Annotated in this window: 15 protein-coding genes; 11 read left to right on the plus strand and 4 right to left on the minus strand. The window is 50.3% G+C overall.

Annotation, left to right across the window (positions count from 1 at the left end; translation table 11 throughout):
• Positions 1–13: 13 nt before the first annotated feature.
• A complete protein-coding gene (locus BN8_RS26665) occupies positions 14–526 on the minus strand; it encodes a hypothetical protein (RefSeq protein ID WP_040006551.1) in 513 nt (170 codons plus the stop codon).
• A gap of 277 nt (positions 527–803) precedes the next feature.
• Positions 804–1,097 carry an ArsR/SmtB family transcription factor gene (locus BN8_RS26670; RefSeq protein WP_009285066.1) on the minus strand — a complete coding sequence of 98 codons (294 nt, stop codon included), beginning with the start codon at positions 1,095–1,097 and terminating at the stop codon, positions 804–806.
• Between the two features lie 683 nt (positions 1,098–1,780).
• Between BN8_RS26670 and BN8_RS26680 the strand changes: the two genes are divergently transcribed.
• Positions 1,781–4,213 (plus strand): TonB-dependent receptor, encoded by a 2,433-nt coding sequence (locus tag BN8_RS26680; protein WP_009285067.1) that lies wholly within the window; start codon positions 1,781–1,783, stop codon positions 4,211–4,213.
• Between the two features lie 164 nt (positions 4,214–4,377).
• Here the strand turns inward: BN8_RS26680 and msrA are convergent, their stop codons facing one another.
• The gene (gene msrA, locus BN8_RS26685; RefSeq protein ID WP_040006897.1) at positions 4,378–4,950 is read right to left on the minus strand and encodes a peptide-methionine (S)-S-oxide reductase MsrA; all 573 of its coding nucleotides are present in this window, start codon (positions 4,948–4,950) and stop codon (positions 4,378–4,380) included.
• Positions 4,951–5,144: 194 nt separating this feature from the next.
• Between msrA and BN8_RS26690 the strand changes: the two genes are divergently transcribed.
• Both BN8_RS26690 and BN8_RS26695 read left to right on the plus strand, forming a co-directional pair.
• Entirely contained in the window at positions 5,145–6,038 is an 894-nt protein-coding gene (locus BN8_RS26690) for a PPK2 family polyphosphate kinase (protein WP_040006553.1), read from the plus strand.
• Positions 6,039–6,075: 37 nt separating this feature from the next.
• Entirely contained in the window at positions 6,076–6,951 is an 876-nt protein-coding gene (locus BN8_RS26695) for a PPK2 family polyphosphate kinase (protein ID WP_009285069.1), read from the plus strand.
• Positions 6,952–6,969: 18 nt separating this feature from the next.
• Here the strand turns inward: BN8_RS26695 and BN8_RS26700 are convergent, their stop codons facing one another.
• A complete protein-coding gene (locus BN8_RS26700) occupies positions 6,970–7,824 on the minus strand; it encodes a TraB/GumN family protein (protein WP_009285070.1) in 855 nt (284 codons plus the stop codon).
• A 260-nt stretch (positions 7,825–8,084) separates the two neighbouring features.
• Here BN8_RS26700 and BN8_RS26705 point away from each other — a divergent pair, with 260 nt between their 5' ends.
• The 8 genes from BN8_RS26705 to BN8_RS26740 all read left to right on the plus strand — a co-directional run bounded on the left by BN8_RS26705 (position 8,085) and on the right by BN8_RS26740 (position 22,128).
• Positions 8,085–10,439 (plus strand): TonB-dependent receptor, encoded by a 2,355-nt coding sequence (locus BN8_RS26705; protein ID WP_229368392.1) that lies wholly within the window; start codon positions 8,085–8,087, stop codon positions 10,437–10,439.
• A 27-nt stretch (positions 10,440–10,466) separates the two neighbouring features.
• Positions 10,467–11,372: a DUF4249 domain-containing protein gene (locus BN8_RS26710; protein WP_040006899.1), complete on the plus strand. Its 906-nt coding sequence runs from the start codon at positions 10,467–10,469 to the stop codon at positions 11,370–11,372.
• An 88-nt stretch (positions 11,373–11,460) separates the two neighbouring features.
• The gene (locus tag BN8_RS26715) at positions 11,461–12,810 is read left to right on the plus strand and encodes a thioredoxin fold domain-containing protein (RefSeq protein ID WP_009285073.1); all 1,350 of its coding nucleotides are present in this window, start codon (positions 11,461–11,463) and stop codon (positions 12,808–12,810) included.
• A 65-nt stretch (positions 12,811–12,875) separates the two neighbouring features.
• On the plus strand, positions 12,876–13,709 hold the full coding sequence (gene prmA, locus BN8_RS26720) for a 50S ribosomal protein L11 methyltransferase (RefSeq protein ID WP_009285074.1): 834 nt from the start codon (positions 12,876–12,878) through the stop codon (positions 13,707–13,709).
• 34 nt (positions 13,710–13,743) lie between these two features.
• Complete coding sequence (locus BN8_RS26725; protein ID WP_009285075.1) at positions 13,744–18,714, plus strand: hypothetical protein; 4,971 nt, start codon at positions 13,744–13,746, stop codon at positions 18,712–18,714.
• A gap of 302 nt (positions 18,715–19,016) precedes the next feature.
• A complete protein-coding gene (locus BN8_RS26730; protein WP_144051810.1) occupies positions 19,017–19,640 on the plus strand; it encodes a TetR/AcrR family transcriptional regulator in 624 nt (207 codons plus the stop codon).
• Positions 19,641–19,723: 83 nt separating this feature from the next.
• A complete protein-coding gene (locus BN8_RS26735) occupies positions 19,724–21,040 on the plus strand; it encodes a TolC family protein (protein WP_009285077.1) in 1,317 nt (438 codons plus the stop codon).
• Between the two features lie 38 nt (positions 21,041–21,078).
• A complete protein-coding gene (locus BN8_RS26740) occupies positions 21,079–22,128 on the plus strand; it encodes an efflux RND transporter periplasmic adaptor subunit (protein ID WP_009285078.1) in 1,050 nt (349 codons plus the stop codon).
• The last annotated feature ends 77 nt before the right edge of the window (positions 22,129–22,205 follow it).

The raw sequence follows: 22,205 nt of genomic DNA on the forward strand, positions 1-22,205 counted from the left end.
GTTTGTGAAATAACTAGAATTTGAAGGTGACGCCGACTTTTAGAGTGGCAAGACTTGAACCAAGTTCTGCAAAGCCACCGATGTTGTCACTAAACAAATAACGCGCCCCTAGGTGGATAGGGACATAAACCGTTCCATAGTTATCAAGATAGCCTCCGTACGAAAATGAAAAGTACGAAATACCCACACCAGCATATAAATCCACTTTATCGCTAGTTAACTTAAGCAATTCGTTGAAGTGATACGATCCACGGGCACCAATGTCAAAGGACCGATAGTTGTAAGTCGAAACACTCCCATAACTCCGGTATCCAGCAACACCGCCGACGGTAATATTAGGTGCTACACCTGCGTCAAAAGCAGCTGTCAGCGCTACACCACCCCCACCAGTATAGTATCCGTACCCGCCAACGCCAACACCGGCATTCAAAAATTTAGTGCCTTTATCAATGCTCATCTGAGCAAAAGCTTGAGTACAAGTCATCAATAAAGAAGCCACTACCAACGAAGCGAAGAATTTTTTCATATGTCTGTTTCTAATTTAGTTGAACTTTAGGCAAAGTAAACAACATTAGACAGATGCGTCCAAACTGATTATGTATGGTTTGAGTAATCGGTATGATAATATGTTTTGGCTTACCGCTTATAATTGATCCTTTGTCTATTAGTAACCTCCTCGTTAACAGCAAGTTTACTAACACGATATTCCTAAATGAGGGCTTCGAAGATAACGAATGAATTGATGATTTTGAAGGTTGAAATGTAAGCCGATTCAATTATATACCTGTATAATCGGCTCATTGTCAAGAGGCATAGGCAATCGTATCCAACAGCATAGCAATACTGTTGGCCAGACCTGGCTCGACTAAGGAGTAGTACACATTCTTACGCTGCCGACGAGTTGTTAACAACCCTTTGCTTTTCATGAAGAGCAGGTGATGTGATGTCAGCGACTGATCTACCTCCAGGTACTCCTGGATAGTCGTGGCAGTCAGCTCCTTTCGCTGCCTTAATAAAAGCACAATCTGCAAACGTATGGGATGAGCAATCGCTTTGAACATGTGAACAGCTCTATCAATTCGTTGCTCCTGCTCCATAATAGAATCGAAAAGAATAATGCCCTAATCAGTGTGATGGACACTGCTGCCTATAACTCAGGTAGCAGTCTTTGGGCAAAAGTAGGCAAATGTCATGCCATTGCTCTATTAACTATCTATTAATGAATAGCTTATAAAAGTTTTTAAACGCTCGTCCCGTTACTATTATGTTAATGCCCACACACGATTGTAAATAACAAACCTACTTTAATTGCCTTTTAACTACGTCTCATCTCTTTATCACCAGTTTTGTCACGCCGTTTACTTGTTAGTTTATAAGCATTTATTTTTTACCCCACTTATGCAGTCAGACTGTTACGATTTGTTGAAAGATGCCGACGAGTCACCTACTACGTTTCACCGTCGGTTAAATGAGTTCGCCATAACCTACCGATTAGAACGACCAGCCAACTGTCGGTATGTAGCCGATCAGATTATTCGCCACAACCTAACCAAACAATTTAAGGCGTATCAACTCGTAATACGTTAGGCAATATGAAACTGCAAGCCAAACCCAGAATTCTGGCCTAATTGCGCACGCTTCATTCCAGAGTTGGCAGCTACACCATAAGGCTTCCTGTTGGAGCTGACATCAAAGTTTTTCTAATTGATTTCTAATGAGCGCTTGTAATTATGGAAAACAGAGCGTTACATTTGCCGTTGTTTATATTTAATCTAAATAAATGAAGCCGCTCTATTTTTACTTTTTTACGCTCTGTTTTTGCCTACTCTTCACTACAATTAACGCTGTTGCTCAGGATACGGGTTCTATAGCCGGTGTTGTAAATACGCTGGATGACAAGCCGGCTGCTTACGTGAACGTAGCCATTAAAGAAATACGCAAAGGAACCATCACGGCCGACGACGGTACGTTCATCCTCAAAGCCATTCCGAGTGGAACGTATACGCTGATCGTTACGTATGTTGGCCTGCAACGCCAGGAGAAGACGGTGACGGTTGTTGGCGGTCAGACGACCAGGACGGATGTAACGCTTTCTGAAAATGCAGCTCAGCTTAATGAGGTTGAAGTTACAGGTACACGTCAGGTCGTTACGCTTGGTAAAGCCAACATCGCTCCGCTCGACTTACCCCAAACCACCGGCGTTGTCAGCAGAGCTGTTATTGAGAACCAGCAGATTTCACGGTTGGGCGATGCCCTCAAGAATGTGAGTGGTGTGTCGCTGACCCAGCAGCGGGGTGGCGTTGCCGAAACGTTTTCGGCCCGTGGCTATAGCATCAGCATTGCCGGGGCAGCCGGGAGTATCTTTAAAAATGGCGTCATTTCCAACACGGCCGGTTTTCCGGAAGCCAGCACGCTGGAATCAGTGGAAGTTTTGAAAGGCAGTGCAGCGCTGCTTTACGGAAACGTATCGGGTGGTTTGGTTGTAAACATGATTACCAAGAAGCCTAAGTTCACCTATGGCGGTGAACTTTCTATGCGGGCCGGCAGCTACAACCTTTACAAGCCCATTGTGGATGTATACGGACCACTGGCTAAGAACCTGGCCTTCCGCGTGGTGGGCACGTACGAGCACGCCAAAAGCTACCGCGATGTCGTCAAAACAGACCGGGTTTACGTTAATCCGTCGCTCCTGTATCGATTGGGCCAAAAGACAACCGTTCTTCTACAGGGCGACTACCTACGCTCAAATCTTACACCTGACAACGGTGTTGGGTCATTAAACGCCAATCAGCAGGCTGTTATTCCGACCAATATTCCCCGGTCTCGTTTCATCAATACGCGCTGGGCCTACAATAACATGGACCAGACGAGTGCATCGCTTACGGTCGACCATGCCCTCAGCAACACCTGGCGGCTGAACTTCATTACGTCGGCGCAACGTACGGACATAAGCTCGTACGGGGCCGGTGTTCCAAACAACAATATCGCTGCCAATGGCGACTGGAACCGCTCGCTGAGCCGCGCTAAAACCAGGGAGCTAAACTACACCGGACAGCTTAACCTGAATGGCCGGTTCAGCACGGGACCCGTTGAACATCAGACGCTGGTTGGCGCTGATCTGGTCAATATTATCAGCGTTACCAATGCCTTTACCATTACAAGTGGCGGCAAACCAGTCACTACCTACGACAAGATAAACATCCTTGACCCGAATAAATATGAAGTTCGGACCGACATTCCGGATGCTACGGCTATTACTCGTACAACGTCGCCCTCATACCGGATGGGTGTTTATGCCCAGGACCTGATCAGCCTGACCGATAAGTTCAAAGTATTTGCCGGTTTGCGCTGGTCGTATCAGAAGGCGGTTCAGCCCCAGATTCTCGATCTGCGCACCAACGCCGAATCACGGAGCGCTACTGCCACGAAGTATGACCGGGCGTTTTCGCCAAAAGTCGCCCTGATTTACCAGCCACGGCCCACAAATTCAGTGTTTGCCAGCTACTCCAATAATTTTACGATCAACAATGGGGTTGACATTTATGGGCAGTTGTTAAAACCATCCATCGTTGACCAGTATGAAGTCGGGTCAAAGAATGAACTCCTTGGCGGCAAGTTATCGGCCAATGTTAGTGTCTATCATATCGTCAACAGTGACTTCGCACAGATGGCACCGCTCAAACTCGACGGTACGCCCAACACGGATACAAACGTGAAAGAATTTACCGGCGAAACCACCAGCGATGGTCTGGAGGTAGACCTCAACGGCAATCTGTCCCGAAATCTGTTCTTCATGGCTGGCTACGGCTATAATTACATGCGATACACGAAAACGTCGACGGTAAAAGGAGCACCAATTTTAGGAGAACGTCTGATTAACAACCCCGCTCACACCGCCAACGCCACTATTTTTTATACGTTCAGTCTGCCCCAGCTTCGTGGTTTGAAACTCGGCGCATCAGCCTTTTATACCGGGGCTCGGAATGGTGGTTTGAACAACATGGTAGGCCAGACACCGGAATTTAACCGGTTAATTCCGCTGAGTGGTTTCACCACGATCGATCTGACAGCCGGCTATACGTATCAGAAGATATCCTTGTTGGCCAAGGTATCGAACATCACGAACGAATTGAATTATCTGATACACGATCGGTATAGCATCATGCCGATTCCGCCCCGTCAGTTCGTTACGACACTGTCATACCGGTTTTAGCAGACGCTGTTATAGAGGAGAAAAGATCACCAATAAAGGCATGAAATACCGTCCTGAATCATTGAACCTGTTCAGGGCTAATGACAGGAAATGAGCGAAGGCCCTTTTTGTCATTTCGGTGTAAACAAAACGCCCCGGCATCGATGCCGGGGCGTTTTGTGCTCTTAGTGGCTCGCAGCCACATCCGTTTTCAGCTTTTCCTTGAAAACTTTTTTAAACTTGTCCAGCTTCGGCGCAATCACAAAGGCGCAATAGCCCTGGTCTGGATTCTGGGCAAAATAATTCTGGTGGTACGCTTCAGCTTCGTAAAAGGTAGTAGCCGGGCTGATTTCGGTCACGATCTGTTTGTCGTAGGCACCTGACTTGTTCAGCTCAGTTTTTGCGGTTTCGGCCAGTTGCTTTTGCTCATCGTTGTGGTAGAAAATCACCGAACGATACTGCGTGCCTACGTCGGCACCCTGGCGATTCAGCGAGGTTGGGTCGTGGCTGCGGAAGAAAGCCTCCAGCAACTCCTGATACGTAATTTTTGACGGATCGTACGTCACCTCAACACACTCGGCATGGCCGGTCGTGCCGGTGCAGACCTCTTTATACGTTGGGTTAGCCTTTGCTCCTCCCTCGTAGCCCGACACAGCCGAAATGACGCCGTCGAGCGTTTCAAACATGGCTTCCGTACACCAGAAGCAACCCGTTCCGAAGGTGGCCTTCGCTACGTTTGTCGATTGATTTGTAGTCATACTGCTTTTTTTCTTATGATTTGCCGATTGAGCCGGCTGTCCACATGCCGTCATCACGGCAACGGATAGAAAAGCGGAGGCCAGGGCAACCGTCTTTTTCAGGAATGGGGGCGCAACCATGAGGGTTGGATTGTGGTTGTTAGATACTAGCATAACGTAACTCATTCGCGTAAAGTTTACGCACCCCTTTATCTGTGAAAGACCTCGACACCAACCGCTTCCGCTACGATGGCCACGGCTCAGACACCAAGCCATTCGACATTAAAAAGGCTCCCACCAAAGTGGACGACCTGTACGACGACGATGATGATTATGAGAAACTGCTTCGCCAGCAGGTCGACGAGATCGACAAGCTACAGACCCAGTTATACGTCGATAACCGCTACGGCCTGCTGACGGTGTTCCAGGCACTCGATGCAGCCGGTAAAGACGGTACTATCCAGCACGTCTTTACGGGTACAAATCCGCTGGGGCTGCGCGTTCACTCGTTCAAACGGCCTACCGAGCAGGAGCTTGAACACGATTTTCTATGGCGCTGCTGGCGGGAACTGCCGGAACGTGGCACCATCGGCATCTTCAATCGGTCGTATTACGAAGAAGTGCTGGTTACCAAAGTGCATCCTGAGATCGTAACGCAGACCCAGCGTTTACCCGAGGTTCTCATCGAGGATATGGATAAAGTCTGGAAGCAGCGGTACGAAGCCATCCGCAACATGGAGAAGTATTTGTACCACAACGGCTTCCCGACGCTCAAGTTTTTTCTGCACGTATCGAAGGACGAGCAGGCCGACCGGCTCATTGCCCGGATTAAGGACATCGACAAAAACTGGAAGTTCGACGAGGGCGACGTGACAGAGCGTAACTTCTGGCACGACTACCAGCGGGCATACGAAGATGCTATCAACGAAACGGCTACCGAACATGCTCCCTGGTATGTTATCCCGGCCGACGACAAAAAGAACATGCGTCTGCTGGTAGGCCGTATACTTATTAACGAACTTAAAAAACTACCTATCAGCAAGCCGAAACGGAACGAAGAACGGTTTGATGAATTACAGAAACTGATTGAAATCATCAGGACGCAATAGCCCTCGTTCAGGCAGAATTGATTCGACAACCCACGTTATGAAGAAATTAAACAGCGCCGAGTTTCGGTACGACGGTCGGCGGAAGTTTTCAAGGGATTTACCGACCAACATCGATCCCTTCTACACGGACGAGGCCGACCGGGGCCGCCAGCTCGATGACCTGTCGGAACGCATGGACCAGGCCCAGAACGCCATGCACGCCGACGAGGAATACGGCCTGGTTGTGCTGTTTCAGGCGATGGATGCCGGTGGAAAAGACAGTAGCATCCGGCACGTATTCAAAGGCCTGAACCCCTCGCGGTTTCGGGTTGCCGAGTTCAAAAAGCCGAGCGAAGAAGACCTGTCGCACGACTTTCTCTGGCGGTTCTGGAAAGAATTACCCGAACGGGGTTATATCGGTATCTTCAACCGGACGTATTACGAAGAGGTGCTGGCGGTCAAGGTACACCCCGAACGCCTGCAGGAGAGTTCGATTCCGAAAGATTTGCTGGCTGATCAGCCCAGGCTCTGGAAGGAGCGGTACACCGACATCCGAAATTTTGAAGATTACCTGTATCGGAATGGCTTCCGGGTCATCAAGTTTTACCTCCACGTCGCCAAACAGGAACAGGAACAACGGCTCATTAGCCGGCTGGAACACCCCAAAAAGCAGTGGAAGCTGAGCAAAAGCGATCTAGAAGAGCGCAAATTCTGGGGCGACTACATGCAGGCGTATGAAGACGCCATCAACGCCACGGCTACCAAACAGAACCCCTGGTACGTGATTCCGAGCGACGACCGGATGAACCAGCAGCTAATCATTGCGCATATCATGACCGACATTCTGGAATCGCTGCCGGTGTCGTTTCCGGAGAAGGATGACGAAGAAGCCAAAAAGCTGATTAACGTAATTAAACGCCAGGACAGTAAGTAGCCCGGACGTTGGTCCGGGCTACAGCGCCTTTACGGTATAACCTTCTTTTTTCAGCAACGCAATCAGACCATCGGGGCCGGGCAGGTGCAGTGCTCCAACGGCCACGAACGTAGGGCGCAGGGCCATCAGCGCCGGGAGCTTCTTCATCCAGTTCTCATTACGTTCTTTCACCAGGTACGATAGATCGCCGTGTTTCTTTTCGTACTCCTGGCCAAGCTTCCACATCGCGTTCAGGTCGCCCTTGAGGTATAGGTCGGTAAGCTGCTTGCTGTCGCCCCGCATCGAGTCTTTTTCCTTCACCATCTTCACGAGATCGTCGGCCTGCTTCTCAACCGGATCATGGTCGAGCAGCATTGTCATTTGCTGATCCATGGTTTCGAGCGCCGAAACCGTCTTGCCCAGCTTTTTACCCTCCGACGCAAAATATAGATCGAGGGGCTGGCCCGTGAACCGGCGTAACGTATCCGATTCTTTTTCAGCATACCCCATGCTTAACATGGTCGACGTCATGATTGGCTTCATCATGTTAAATAAAGCCAGGTCTGCGCCCGTTACTCGCCTGAACTCATCGGCTACCAGTTTGTAGTCGGCTGCCGAAAGCATCCGATCCAAGCTCTTGCCAGGCATGATCGCCCGCATAGCCATGCTGAACATTGCCGACGAATCGATGGTGGTTTCAACGACTACCCCCTGCGACCTAGCATAGGCGTCGCGAACAGTGGGCTTCTGATTCAAATAGCTGTCTTTCAGGATATGATACGTACCGAATAGATACGAAGGTTGTTTCAGGCCGTTACCAGATACCTCCCACAACAACGACTGGGCGTAGGTGGGGCTGGTTAGCAAAAAGAGTGCAACGAGAAGTTTTCGCATTGAATATGAACTAATTATTAATTAAAACGATGAAGCCTGTCTCTTTCTTATCGATTTTATCCTATTAATAAGACCATTCAGCACTTGATTTCGTGGGTTTATCTAATTTCTGAATAAGCCATAACCGATCGCGTCTACTTTTGTACGGTGCTCAACAAAGGGAGGAGCCATTGGTTAACTACTGTACGCTCACCAACTACAACTGTATGTATTACAAACAATTACTTTGGCTACTTGTTGCAACGTTTTTAGCCCTGCCGATGCAGGCACAGACAACCCAGAACGCACTCCAGCCAACTACCAGTCAGGATAAACAGACCATCAGCGGATACATCAAAGACGCGGCTAATGGGGAAGGATTGATTGGCGTCTCCGTTTATGTCAAAGAAACCGGTACAGGGGCTGTAACAAACAGCTATGGATTCTACGGCATCACGCTCCTGCCCGGCACCTACACCGTCGTGATCTCCTACGTAGGCTACGAAACACAAACCAAGACAATAACGCTCGGTGGCCAGAATGTTCGGCTGGATATGGAGTTGAGTCAGGAGGGCCGGAACCTGCAGGAGGTTACCGTATCGGCCGAGCGCGAAGCCAACGTCAAGAACATTGAAATGAGCGTCAACCGCATCGATACCAAAACGCTCCAGCGTATCCCGGCCCTGCTGGGCGAGGTTGACGTTGTGCGGAGTATTCAGTTGCTGCCGGGAGTTTCGACCGTGGGCGAAGGCGCTACCGGCTTCAACGTGCGGGGCGGTAGCATCGACCAGAACCTAGTCCTGCTCGACGAAGCACCGGTCTACAACTCGTCGCACCTGTTCGGCTTCTTCTCCGTATTTAACCCTGATGCGGTCAAGGACGTCAAGCTGATCAAGGGAGGGATTCCCTCAAACTACGGCGGTCGGATCGCGTCTATTCTCGACGTACGACTTAAGGAAGGTAACGCGAAAAAGCCGGAACTAAACGGCGGCATCGGCCTAATATTTAGCCGTTTGTCTTATGAACGCCCGCTGTTTAAAGGCAAAGGTTCGTTCATTGTGGCCGGACGCCGGTCCTACGCCGACATTCTGGCGCAACCGTTTCTGAACAACGACCTTCGGGGTTCGAAATTCTATTTCTACGACCTTACGGCTAAAGCCAATTACCGCATCAACGACAAGAACACGGTGTTTTTGTCCGGCTACTTCGGCCGCGATGTGTTCGGGGCTGACTTTGGTTTTAACTGGGGGAGTGCTACGGCCTCAGTGCGCTGGAACCACGTGTTCAGCGACAAGCTGTTTCTTAATACGACGGCCTACTACAGCAACTACGACTACTCGCTCGACAGCGACCTGAAACGCAAAGAGCCCAATGACTTTTTCCGCACCGATTCGCGCATCGTCGATTACAGTCTGAAGCCGGATTTCTCGCTGTTCCTGGGCAAAAACACCATTACGTTCGGCGGGCAGGCTATTCTGCACGATTTTCAGCCCGGCACGGCTACTGCTGCCAGTTCGGGAAGCATCCGGACGTTTGGATTAGAAAGTAAATACGCCCTGGAAAATGCCCTCTACATTGGCAATGATCAGCAGATTTCGCCCCGGCTGCAACTTCAGTATGGTCTGCGTTATTCGCTCTTCAACTACATCGGCCCCGGCGAAGCGTATGCCTTCACGACGGACGTACCGCTCGGAACCAGACGGTTACCCATCACAACGGTTCAGTACCGATCGGGTAATAACATACAGACTTACGGCAACTGGGAGCCTCGTTTCTCGGCTAAATACGAACTGACCGACAACAGCTCACTCAAACTGAGCTACAACCGACTAGCCCAGTACATTCATTTAGTATCCAACACGACGGCCTCAACGCCACTGGACATCTGGACACCGTCTACGAACAACATCAAGCCCCAGATCGCCGACCAGATTGCCGGGGGCTACTTCCGCAATTTTGGCCGTTCGCGCAATGAGTTCGAAGCGTCGGTGGAGGTATATTATAAGTGGCTGCAAAACCAGATCGATTACATCGATGGCGCTAACCTGATTCTGAACAAATTTCTGGAAGGCGACCTGCTGAGTGGACGCGGCCGGGCCTACGGAGCGGAGTTTTACCTGAAACGAAACACGGGGGTTGTGAACGGCTGGATCAGCTACACGCTGGCCAAAACTGAACGACAGGTCGAGGGCATCAACAATGGCAACTGGTTCCCAACCCGCTTCGACAAGCGGCATACACTGACGTCGGTGCTTCTGTTCGACCCGGCCAACGCCAAGCGCTGGAACTTCTCGGCTACGTTTACGCTCGCCAGCGGTACGCCCGCTACGTTCCCAACTAACCGGTTTGAGTACCAGGGCTACGTCGTTCCGCAGAACTTTGGGAATACCCGCAACAACTACCGCATTCCGCCTTATCACCGGCTCGACCTGGCCGCTACGTTGCAGGGGCGCCGTCGGCCGAGCAAGCGGAAAGAAGACAACTGGGTGTTTTCAGTGTATAACGTCTATGCCCGCAAAAATCCGTTCTCAGTGTATTTCCGCCAGAACGAAGACAACCCGCGCGTAACGGAAGCGGTTCGCTATTCTGTGTTTGCCACGCTTATACCATCGGTAACGTACAACTTTAAATTCTAGTGGCTGATGCCAGCCAACAGAAACACCATGAAGAAACTAACTAGATTATCCATTCACCCAGCTCTCCTCCTTGCCTCCCTTCTTCTCTTAGGAGGTTGCGAAACGGTGATAGACGCAAACCTGGACGAAGGCCCGGCGCAGTTGTCGGTCGACGGTTTCATTACCGATCAGCCTGGTCCGCAAACGATCCGCCTGACGCAAACGACCAGTTACTTTAACAATGGAACGCCCCCGGCCGCTACCAGCGCAACTGTTACGTTGACTGATAATGTCGGTAATACGTTCTCCTTCACCGATTCCGACAACGATGGCTATTACGTCTGGCAACCCCCGACGCCGTCTGCTACGCTGGGTCAGATCGGCCGGACGTATCAGTTATCAATCCGGTATCAGAACGACGAGTACCGCGCCACGTCGACCATCAACCGGGTACCCGTTGTGGATTCCATTATTTTTCGCGAGGAAAAGCTAAACCCTTTGTCCGACGAGACCGGTTATCAGGCCGAATTCTTTGCCCGCGACCTACCCGGTCAAACGGACTACTACCGCGTTCGGTACTTCCGTAATGGCGAGCTTCAGAACCGCCCGGGAAACATCATTACGCTCGAAAACGCGTCGTTTCAGGGCAGTGCCGATACGGATGGCCTGGTCTTCATTCGCCCCTTCCGGCAATCAATCAACCCGGAAAATTTTTATGACATGGGCGATTCCGTTACGGTCGAAATTCAATCGATTACCCCCGATGCGTTCAGCTTTTTTCAGTCGGTGAGCGGGCAGATCACCAACGGTGGTTTGTTTGCTACCCCAGCCACAAACGTACCTACGAACGTTGTCAACACCACCCCAAACGGCCGACCGGCTACGGGCTATTTCATTACGTCGGCGGTGCGGAGTAAAACCGTTCGTGTTGGCTCCGAAACGATTCGAGAGTAAGTTTGAACAATCGGCAGCGCTGGTAACTACTATTTGTATAAATGAGACTTTAGAGTATATTTCTCGAGGTATAGTCTAAAGTCTCATTATGAAAATCGTTACTTTATCCATCCTGTTCACATTCCTATTGTTAACTAGTCAGTTGGCACAGGCACAAGGCATTGTGTTTGAGCAAACTAACTGGCCCGAAGTAATCAAAAAAGCACAAAAACAAAAGAAGCTAATCTTTCTGCACTTCGACAAACCTGGGTGCACCGGCTGCAACGAAGTAGCCTCCAAGGCTTTCAATAGTCCATTAATCCGTGAGAAGTTTTCGTTAAATTTTATCAGTTTCCGCACTGATGGCTCCGTTGGAATTGGTAAGGAATTAGCCGATAAACTGGAAGTGGAGTGCCTGCCTTCTTCGGTTTTTCTGGATACGGACGAGACCCCGCTGGCTCGATTCTGCGGAAGTACAACCATGGACCGGGTATACCTGGAAAAGGCCGAGGAAGCCCTGACAACGCATCGGGATTCTCCTCTTAAACCAATAGCCGAAGCTTACAAAAAAGGGGACCGATCGGCAACGTTGATGCGTACATACATCGAGTACCGGCGCAATGCGGGCTTATCGCATTACGAGCTTTTAGATGAGTACATCCGTAGTCTTCCAAACGATTCGTTACGTTCAGCGGATCTACTGCGCTTCCTTTTTGAGCAGGGTCCGATTGTAGGTAGCCGAGCCGATTCAGTATTCCGGCTGAATCGCTACCGGCGCGACAGTCTTTATCGGGCCGTTGGCTGGAACAAAGCCGTTGAATTGAATAACCGAATCATTAACGGGTCTATTAAAAAAGCGATTCGGGACAAAGACGTTAAGCTTGCTTATCAAACAGCCTATTTTACGCGCGGAACACATACAAACAATCCGAAAGCTGGAGCGGCTGCATTTGAATGGACCATGATCAGATACTACAAAGGTGTCAAAGACACGGCCAACTACCTGTCCACCGCTGTACGCTACTACGATACGAATTTCATGCCTGCCAGAGTAGACTCAATTCAGAAGTTAGACGAATTAGAGAATCAACGCCGGATGAGGGGTATGATGCCACCAGTCTCTAAAGGTCAAAAACCAGGTACTATGGTGTCATTTATGGCAAATCCAAACACGCAACGTTTTGTATCCGCCTTAAACCAAGCCGCCTGGGATTTTTACGAAATGACCCGCGAGCCAAGATACCTCGAAAAGGCACTTGAATGGTCGAAACGAACGCTTGAATATCGTGAAGACGCTAGTTTTATGGACACATATGCCCACATTTTATACCGTCTCGGACGAAAGCAGGAAGCGTTGGAATGGCAAGAGAAAGCGGTTAAACGTGAACAAGAAATGAGTTCTCCACTGCTCAGTTCAATTCAGGAGTCGTTACGCAAGATGAAAGACGGATCTTTATAGCCGACTACCGCTTATTTCCAAAGGACAAGTCCAACCGGCTTGTCCTTTTTCTGTTTCTTTGGTTTATGAATTATATTGAACTCCAGGTGCAGGTTTCTCCTGATTTTACCGACATCCTGATGGCCGAACTGGCCGAACTGAATTTCGAGTCGTTTGTCGAAACGGACGAGGGCCTGAATGCATACATCATCGAGTCTGAGTTTAATGCCGTGGCCGTCGATGACCTGATCGCGAAATACGGTTCGCAGACCGCAATAGCCTACCAAGTCAGTACGTTAGAGAAACGTAACTGGAACGCCGAGTGGGAACAGAGCTACCAGCCTATCGAAGTAGCTGATCAAGTGCGGGTTCGGGCGTCGTTTCATGAACCGGACGACCGGTTTCAATACGACATTGTCATCAATCCGAAAATGTCGTTTGGTACAGGGCACCACGAAACCACGGCCATGATGCTGGAACAGCAGCTTCGGCTCGATCACCAGGGCAAAACGGTGCTGGACGTGGGTACTGGAACCGGCATCCTGGCAATTCTGGCGGCTAAAATGGGCGCGCGGGCGGTGCTGGCATTTGATATTGAGGAGTGGGCCGTCGAAAATACCCGTGAGAATGCGGACCTGAACCACTGCCCGCAGGTTACGGTGTTTGAAGGGACAATCGCCGACGTAAGAAACGCAGAACGGTTTGATATCGTCCTTGCTAATATAAACCGGAACGTGTTGTTGGCCGAAATTCCAGCCTATGTGTCGTTGCTCAACGACGGTGGCCAGTTAGCGGTCAGCGGCTTTTACGAAATGGATGCCCCTGATATTGAACAAAAAGCAACCGAAGCCGGTCTAAAATCAGTGCAGCTACTGACTAAGAATCAATGGGCTTCGATATTATTTGAGAAAACACAATAGAGTGCGGCCAGGTCGCCGGTCCGTTCCGTCAACTATGCTAATGAAACGTATTTACTACATACTTCTGTTAACAGCCGCGGCAACGACAGGCGCTTATGCGCAGGCCGTCCGAATATCGGATAAGCCTGAGCAGTTTATGACCGATGTGCAGAAATTGATGGCAACGGGCGGGCCGGTGGCTGTCAAGGCCGGGACTGACCTACAAGCGCTGTGGAGCGAAAACCGGCTTTCACCTCAACAGAAGGAACGCGTGATGGCACTGAGCCGTAAGCTGAATCAAAAGCGGCTGCTGGCGGCTTCACATTTTGCGCCGTTCTACGAGTCGTTGTACCACGCCCTGTATACGCAGCAACCCGCCGTTGCAGCATCTGAAATTGACAACCTCCTTACTATCGCCGAGAAACTAGTTGATGCAGGCGATCCAAAAGCGTTTGCCCGGAGCTTACAAACCATTCAGCGGTTCCTCGAACGGCGCGAATTCTACGCCAGCAACTACAATCGGCTCTATGCACAAGGTGGGACGTTCGGCTTCCGCTACGTTGATGGTACCCAGCCAACCAGCACAACCGGCACCCCAGCCACGGCCGACTCGTTGGCTCAAGCCAAGGCGGCTCAGGAACGGTCTCGCTTTGATGGCTGGGACGATCCGATTGCCGCCGACTCAAGCGCTCCCCGGGCTGTGGGGGCTATTTTCATTCCCCAACGCCGTCCGATACCAACGGTATCGGGGCCGGTTATTACCGTCAAAGACGTATCACTGGCGATGGTGGCCAACGGCGATTCGGCCGTGCTGACCAGCACCAGTGGTAATTTGCTGCTGAAAGACGGGCTGTTTGTCGGCAAAGGCGGTAAGTTCACGTGGGAGTCGGTAGGTCGTCCGGACATCTTCGTTACGTTCAGCGACTACGCCATGACCACGATGAGCCCCAAGCTCTCCGCCGACGACGTGACGCTGACGTATGGCACGGCTACCAAGCCGGTCAAAGGCGTTTTTGAATACGTCTGCAAGAAGAAAGCTGGCCCGGCAACGTACCCCCGTTTCATGTCGTGGCAGAACGACGCGAAAATTCCCGGCCTCGGTACCGACGTTGACTATCAGGGCGGTTTGGCGCTGTCCGGCACGCAGATGGTCGGATCGTCGGCCAGTGGGCAGCCGGCTGTCATCACGGTTAAGTTCAAAGGCAAACCAGCCCTCAAAGCCCTTAGCCGCCGGTTTGATTTCAAAGATTCGACCATTTCGGCCCCCGTGGCTGCTTTCACGGGCTATATCGAAGGCGATTCAGTGACGCACCCGGCCGTGGAGTTCCGGTATGATAAGGCCCAGCGAATTGCGTGGCTGAACCGGATCGACCGAACAAACTACGCCTACGTACCCTTTGCCGATACGTACCACAAATTTTACATCAATCCGGAAGTAGCCCGCTGGGACCTGGCGCGGCAGAAGGTTGATTTTTATCAGATCGGTGCCAAACGTGAGGTACCGGTACGTTTCGAGTCATTCGACTACTTCCATCCGCAACGGTACTCCGACCTGACGATGGACTACGGGTTCCACCCGCTCCAGATTGTCGGCAACTTCGTGTCCACGAAAAAACAGCAGACGTTTCTAGACGACGATATTACCCAGTTTGCCAAAAACATAAATCCGGTGGCCCTGCGCGGGGCACTCAACCGCATGGTGATGGAAGGCTATATTGACCGTGATCTGAAAACCGGGCAGATGCGCCTGAGCCGCAAGGGTGTTCTCTACGTGCTGGCCAACGTACGGCAACGCGACTACGATAGCTTCCAGGTGCGGTCAACGTTTTCGTCGAACGACAGTATCAAGAACGCGACTATCAACCTCAACGACAAGATCCTGACCATCCGGGGGGTGGATGCGTTCACCATCTCCGACTCACTGAAGATCTTTGGCGTTCCCTCCGATAAAACCCTGCGGATTGGCAAAAACCGGGCCTTTACGCTCAACGGTCAGTTTAAAGCCGGAACACTTCGCTACGCAGGATCGGGCCTGAAATTCGATTACGATAAGTTCTCGATGAACCTGAGTAAGATTGACTCCATTACGTTCCAGTCGCAGAAAGCGGTCGCGCAGGGGAAATCAGGCGAAGTAGGTGGTGATATCAAGTACGAAACGCCGGGAACGGTCTTCCTGGGCAGCGCTGATAACAAATCGGGGCGTATTAAGGGTAAAAAAACAACCCAACGCCTGGTCGTACCTGAGGGTATTACGGTCTACTTCAATCAGCCGGTTCGGGGTAATCTGACGTACAACCCGAAGGTTTACTTCAAAACTCCTCCTATTGACAACGATAGCCTTGGCAACGGTGATATTGCGTTTGTCGGTACGTTCTATTCGGATGGTATGTTCCCGCCGTTTAAAGCGGAGCTAAAAACCATGCCCGACAACACCCTCGGTTTTGTGCATAAAGCACCGGCTACAGGTTATTCGCTTTATGGTGGAAAGGCAAACGTAAAATTCGCGGGCGATCTGGTGATGGACAAAAATGGGCTACGAGCCGAGCAGGGCACCCTGACTCACCTGACCACCAACCTCGACGCCAAAGGGATGCTGTTCATGACCGATTCACTGCTGGCTTCGGGCGAGAAAGGGGAAATCAGGGAAGGACTCGTTGGCAAAACGTATTTCCCACAGGTACAATTCACCAACTACAGCCTGAAGTGGTTACCCAAGGCTGACAGCATGGTCATCGTTACGCAGAAAAACAGCTTCAATTTTTACAACGCCACCACAAACCTGGAGGGTAATCTGGTCGTGCGGTCAACGGGCCTGTTTGGTCAGGGAACGCTGCGCCGGAAAGATTCGGAGGTTGTTTCAAACAGCATCAAGTTCAATAAAGAGGGTTTCCTGGCCGACAATGCCAAGTTCAAAGTACTGTCGGACAAAGATGCGAACCGTCCTATGTTGCTGGGTAATAACGTAGACGTCGACTTCAATCAGGCAAAAGGAATTGTTGGGCTGGCTATTAATCAGCCAAAGCAGCAGAGCATCGACGATACCTTGTCTCAATCCAGTCTGGAGCTTCCGTTTGCCGCTTACAAAACCAGCATCAGCAAAGCGCAGTGGAATCTGAACGCCAAAACCATCGCCATGAAAGGCGATGTGAAAACATCAACCTTTACCGCCACGGCCGAGGATCAGGAAGGGCTTACGTTCAACGGGGCAGCGGCTATCTATGATGTCGACAAAGCGACCCTGAACATCAGTGGTGTTCCGTACATCACCTCCGCCGACGCCCGCATTTACCCCGATAAAGGCCTGGTGAGTATTAAGCGGAACGGCGAGATGATGGCGCTTAAAAACGCCCGGCTCGAACTGGATACCGTCAGCCTTCACCATAAGCTCAAAAACGGCAACATCCAGATTCTGTCACGAACCAAGTTTGCCGGCGATGCATCTTATATGTTCGCAACGGCCAAAGGTGATACGGCTACGATCAAGATGGGCAGCTTTGAGTTGAAAGAAGCGCCCGTACTCACCGCCGACAACAGTAAGCAACCCAGCCGCCGACGGAATTCACAGAAACCGTTGACCACGTACTTTACCGTTGCCCGCGCCGACGTAGAAGAAACTGATAACCTGCAACTGGCCCCGCAGATGCTGTTCAAGGGTAGCATTGTGATGCAGGCGCCGGACAAAGACGTTGCACTGGATGGTGCGATCAAGCCGGCACTCAAAAAACGGCCGGATCTTGTCGGCGACTGGATTCCGTTCAAAGAGAAAGTAGTCGAACGGCTGGAAATCAAAGTTGATAAGAACCTCAAAAATGAGGGCGGTCAGCAATTAACGGCCGGGATTCACTTCCGCGGAGGCAGTGGAGGGCTATATCCGACCTTCCTCTCGGCAAAGGAAGACCCACGCGACGATGATATTTTCACGGCAACGGGTGTAATGCGCTATGACGACAAAGCCAAGGTTTACCGCATTACGTCAACCACGGCAACGGTGGTTGAAGAAACGGACTCTACCACAACCGCTGCCGACAGTACGGCCAATGATGACGAGGTAGCCGTCAATACCAACGTATTCACGTTTAATGATGCCAAGGGTATCATGACGTTCAGCGGCAAGCTCAACCTGCTGAATGTCGCTCCACGCGAGTTTCTGCTGGCATCCGGCTCGGCCCGCGTGAATATCGACAGCATCCAATACCGGATGAATACATTGATGGCGTTCACATTCCCGGTGCCGGAGCCGATCAATGCCGCCATTGGGCAGAAAATTGTGGCTACCAATCAGGAAGAAAACAACGATGAGGCAGCCGACGATGATTTGAATCGGCTCTCAGATAAACTGACTCCGCTGATCGGCCAGCCCGCAGTTGACGCGTACCGGCTCAAGGCCCAGAACCAGCACGTACCGCTCAGCCAGGCCTCACCCAAGCTGAATTCGGCTTTAGTACTGGCCAACGCAAACCTGCGGTGGTCGGATAAATTCGGAGCTTTCTACAGCACCGGTCAGTTGGGCGTATCGAACATTGGCGCAACCGATATCAACGCACAAATGGACGGTTTCGTGGAAATTCGTAAATCAGCGAACGGCGACGAAGCTAGTGTGTACCTTGAGTCTTCGCCTGATGTATGGGTCTTTTATGACTACAAACCTGGTAATGGTCCCGGCTCAATCGGACAACTGGCCATCATTACGTCAGAGCAAAGTATTAACGATCAACTGCTAGCCGGATCAAAGAATAATAACAAGGCTGCTGTCGAGATCGTAGCGGCTACGGTTGATGAAAAAACCACTTTCGTTGACCGATACCTCGATCAGTACAAAACAAGGGCAAAACCCGCTCCCAAAGCGAAAGCAAAGCCCGGCGAGAAAACTCTGACGAAGGAGGAAAAGAAAAAAGAGAAGGAAAAAAAGAAGAGGAGAAGGAAGGCTTCTGACTTCTCCTATTTAAACAGAAAGTCCGGCCAAATGTGCCGGGCTTTTTTGTTTATACAAGAGCAGTTCATAGCTTATAACATTACTTCAGACTAGCTTTTACGCGTGTCCGTATCCTCACTCCAACCCTTAATGTGGTCGACGGTTGCCGGGCTTAGCTCCGCCATTTAAGGCGTCTGGATCAGCAGCGCTAAACCCGGCGACGGTCGACCGCTTTAGGGGGTTATGGTTAAGCGCATTACAAAAATGAAACTGATACTAACAACCTTGATCTTGATTGAGGTAAGAATTTATATGAATTTTTCAATCATTTTAAATATTTGTTTAAAAAAACTATTCAAAAGTGTTGCGTGTTAAAATGTGAACAAATACTTTTGAAGCGTCAAATGAAAAGAGACATGAATTGTCCCCCTTTCCAGAAAACAGAGGAGAAAATCAAGGAAGCTGCCAAGAAGGTATTCTTGGAGAAGGGGTTTGATGGTGCCACGTCTCGCGATATTGCAGAAGCGGCCGGTATCAACATTGCACTGACTAATTATTATTTCCGGAGCAAAGAGAAGCTGTTTATGAACATCTTCGAAGACATGATTCAGTTATTCTTCGAAGGTTCGGTCCAGATCCTGAACAAGCCAATCAGCCTCCGCGACAAGATTGTAGAGCTGATTGAGCATGACTTCGAATTGATGAAGAAGAACCCTAATCTGGTCATATTTATCATGAACGAAGTACATCGGAATCCAGAGCGATTGGTAAAAGCAATTGGCTATATAAAGCAATTGCACCATACGCTATTTAAGGTTCAGGTTCAGGAAGCGATTGATAAAGGTGAGATCCGCCCAGTCAACTCTCTGAACCTGATGACTATGATTGTAGCGAGCGTCCAGTTTCTGTTTGTCAGCAAACCGATGCATATGCAGATCTGGCAGATGTCAGAGGCTGAATTTGACCAGTTTACTATCAACCAGAAGCGATTGATCATTGACATGGTCACCAGCTATTTATTTGAAACCGAAAAAGCTTAACAATTTTTTTTGCCCGCCTTTTAAACAAATATTTAAAATGAATACTTATTGATCATGTTTAAAATAACTCTTTAGCACCAGCCATGAAATCCTCTCAACGGTTCCTCTTTGCCGTGTTATATCTGAGTGGTACACTAACGCAAGCTCAGGACTTAACACTAGACCAGCTAATTAACAAGGCATTATCCAGCAATTTCGATGTGCAGGCAGCGCGACTTGACGAACAGAGAACAGAAGCGCAAATTGCCGAAGTTAGAGCAGGTGCCCGCCCCCGCGTGAATGTATCGGGCGATTACCGACGTTACCTCAAGATTCCGGGCCAGGTTATTCCAGCTTCGTTGTTCGGAGGGCCAGAGGGGTCCTATGCCGTAGCAGCATTCGGGCTTCCGTATAATTTGTCGACAACGGCTCAGGTTACGCAGCCTTTGTACAATCAATCGCTAACCATCGGGCTAAAGGCGGCCAAAGTAAGCCGTGACCTAACGGCTTTACAAACGCAAAAGACGAAGGAAGACGTAGCCTACGATGTGGCTGCTACGTACTATAACCTCCAAACGACGGCTCAGCAGATCGCGTTCCTGCGTAGCAATCTGGCTTCGACAGAACGGCTTATTCGCATCACCGACCTATTACGTCAAAACCAACTGGCAAAGGGCGTTGACGTTGACCGGCTGCAAATCAGCAAAACATCAGCGCAGGCACAAATTGAATCCGCTCAGGCGACTTACAATCAATTACTTAATGCCCTCAAGTTGCTGACAGGAACTCCACAGGCAGACTCATTACAGATCCGAACGACTATCGAAGAAACCACCCCTGTCGCCCCCGGAAACGAGTTCGTGATCAACCGAACTGACCTGCAGCTACTGGATCATCAGAAAGAACTGAACAGTTTAGAGCAACGTAACATCAAGGCTGGTTTTTTTCCGACCGTTTCGGCCTATGGTACGGCCAACAGTTCAGTCTATGCCATTGGTGGTGATAATTCGTACATTAAAAACATACCGGGGTACTGGTTTGGTCTGCAACTTAACTGGAGCGTATTCGATGGCCTTGAGCGGAAAGCCAAATTAGGTCAGAAGCGCATCGACGATCAGAAATTAGATATACAGCTCCGGCAACTGCGCGAAGCTGTAGCGATGGACATTGCCAACGCCCGCAACCAGTTTCTGGTTGAGCAACAGAACATAGCCACGAATCGCGGTCAGGTGACACTGGCCGAAAAAGTTTACGCACAAACTCAACTCCAATTCAAGGAAGGCACGGTCGATATTACGGACGTAGTGCAGGCCGAGAACTCACTCCGCGAAGCCCAGAATAACTACCTGACCACCCTGGTCAAACTCCGCACCGCTGAATTAGACTGGAAGAAAGCCACCGGAAGCCTAATCAGCCGCTAAGTCTCCACAATTGAACAACCGATTTTTCCTAATAAGCCATGAAACGCATCCTGGTATTACTCGCTATTGTCGCTACGTTAGGCCTGACGGCCTGGACGTTGCTAAGCAACAAAGAAAAAGTAGAAGCCAAAGTGTATCGACCCGATACCAATCTGAAAGTTGGCGTTCGGACGGCCAAAGCCGAGCTACGCAACCTGTCGCAGGAATCGGAGTTTCTGGGGTCATTTGCCCCAAACCGCGAGGTGGAAATCAGACCGCAGGCCGGCGGGCAGATCATTCAACTGCCTGTTGAAGAAGGCCAATACGTACGCGCCGGCCAGTTGATTGCCAAGATTGACGACGACCAGCTTCGGTATCAGGTTGAAGCTCAACAAGTGACGATGGAAGGCCATCAGAACGATCTGAAGCGCTACGAGAATCTGGTAAAAGGCGACGCGACTCCGGCGGTTAATCTGGAACGTACCCAACTGAACATCCGTGCAACTCAGGCACAAATCAAACAGCTCCAAAAGCAGATCGCCAACGCAACCATTACGGCTCCATTTGCTGGGATTGTGACAGAGAAGATGGTAGAAAAGGGCTCTGTTGTTTCGGTTGGGTCGCCGATCGCCAAAGTGACGGACATTTCTACCCTGAAACTGGTCGTCGACGTACCCGAAAAGTCCATCAATCAATTCCGGGTCGGCCAGACGATCACTATTTCAACGGAGGTTTACCCAGATGCACGCTTCACCGGCCACGTTTCGCTGATTGCGGCCGAGGGCGATGCTGCTCATAATTATCCGGTTGAAATCACTGTCCGCAATTCCGATAAGAACATGCTCCGGGCGGGTATGTATGGCTCCATTGAGAATACTAACAAGCTGAAAGGGCAAACGTTAGCTATCCCGCGTCAGGCGATTGTTGGATCGGCCAAAGAGCCACAGGTATACGTAGTAGAAAACGGCAAAGCGGTATTGAAGCGGGTTGGGATTGGTGTAACTACCAACGACTACTACGAAATTACGAAGGGTCTGCAAGCGGGCGATCAGGTTGTCACCAGCGGTCAGATCAACCTACAGAATGGCACACCGGTCGTTGCACAATGATTAAAGAGCGAAAGAACGAATGAGTGAAAGAGCGGCTTTCAGTGCAGTAAACTGATTTTCCTCCTCTTGCTACTTCA

Source organism: Fibrisoma limi BUZ 3 (assembly GCF_000296815.2).
In the GTDB taxonomy this organism is placed as follows: domain Bacteria; phylum Bacteroidota; class Bacteroidia; order Cytophagales; family Spirosomataceae; genus Fibrisoma; species Fibrisoma limi.

Coding starts and splice junctions, on each gene's coding strand:
- BN8_RS26670 (WP_009285066.1), bottom strand. CDS start 1,097: ATGGAGCAGGAGCAACGAATTGATAGAGCTGTTCACATGTTCAAAGCG.
- BN8_RS26705 (WP_229368392.1), top strand. CDS start 8,085: ATGCAGGCACAGACAACCCAGAACGCACTCCAGCCAACTACCAGTCAG.
- BN8_RS26710 (WP_040006899.1), top strand. CDS start 10,467: ATGAAGAAACTAACTAGATTATCCATTCACCCAGCTCTCCTCCTTGCC.
- BN8_RS26700 (WP_009285070.1), bottom strand. CDS start 7,824: ATGCGAAAACTTCTCGTTGCACTCTTTTTGCTAACCAGCCCCACCTAC.
- BN8_RS26680 (WP_009285067.1), top strand. CDS start 1,781: ATGAAGCCGCTCTATTTTTACTTTTTTACGCTCTGTTTTTGCCTACTC.
- BN8_RS26715 (WP_009285073.1), top strand. CDS start 11,461: ATGAAAATCGTTACTTTATCCATCCTGTTCACATTCCTATTGTTAACT.
- BN8_RS26725 (WP_009285075.1), top strand. CDS start 13,744: ATGCTAATGAAACGTATTTACTACATACTTCTGTTAACAGCCGCGGCA.
- msrA (WP_040006897.1), bottom strand. CDS start 4,950: ATGACTACAAATCAATCGACAAACGTAGCGAAGGCCACCTTCGGAACG.
- BN8_RS26695 (WP_009285069.1), top strand. CDS start 6,076: ATGAAGAAATTAAACAGCGCCGAGTTTCGGTACGACGGTCGGCGGAAG.
- BN8_RS26665 (WP_040006551.1), bottom strand. CDS start 526: ATGAAAAAATTCTTCGCTTCGTTGGTAGTGGCTTCTTTATTGATGACT.
- prmA (WP_009285074.1), top strand. CDS start 12,876: ATGAATTATATTGAACTCCAGGTGCAGGTTTCTCCTGATTTTACCGAC.
- BN8_RS26735 (WP_009285077.1), top strand. CDS start 19,724: ATGAAATCCTCTCAACGGTTCCTCTTTGCCGTGTTATATCTGAGTGGT.
- BN8_RS26730 (WP_144051810.1), top strand. CDS start 19,017: ATGAATTGTCCCCCTTTCCAGAAAACAGAGGAGAAAATCAAGGAAGCT.
- BN8_RS26740 (WP_009285078.1), top strand. CDS start 21,079: ATGAAACGCATCCTGGTATTACTCGCTATTGTCGCTACGTTAGGCCTG.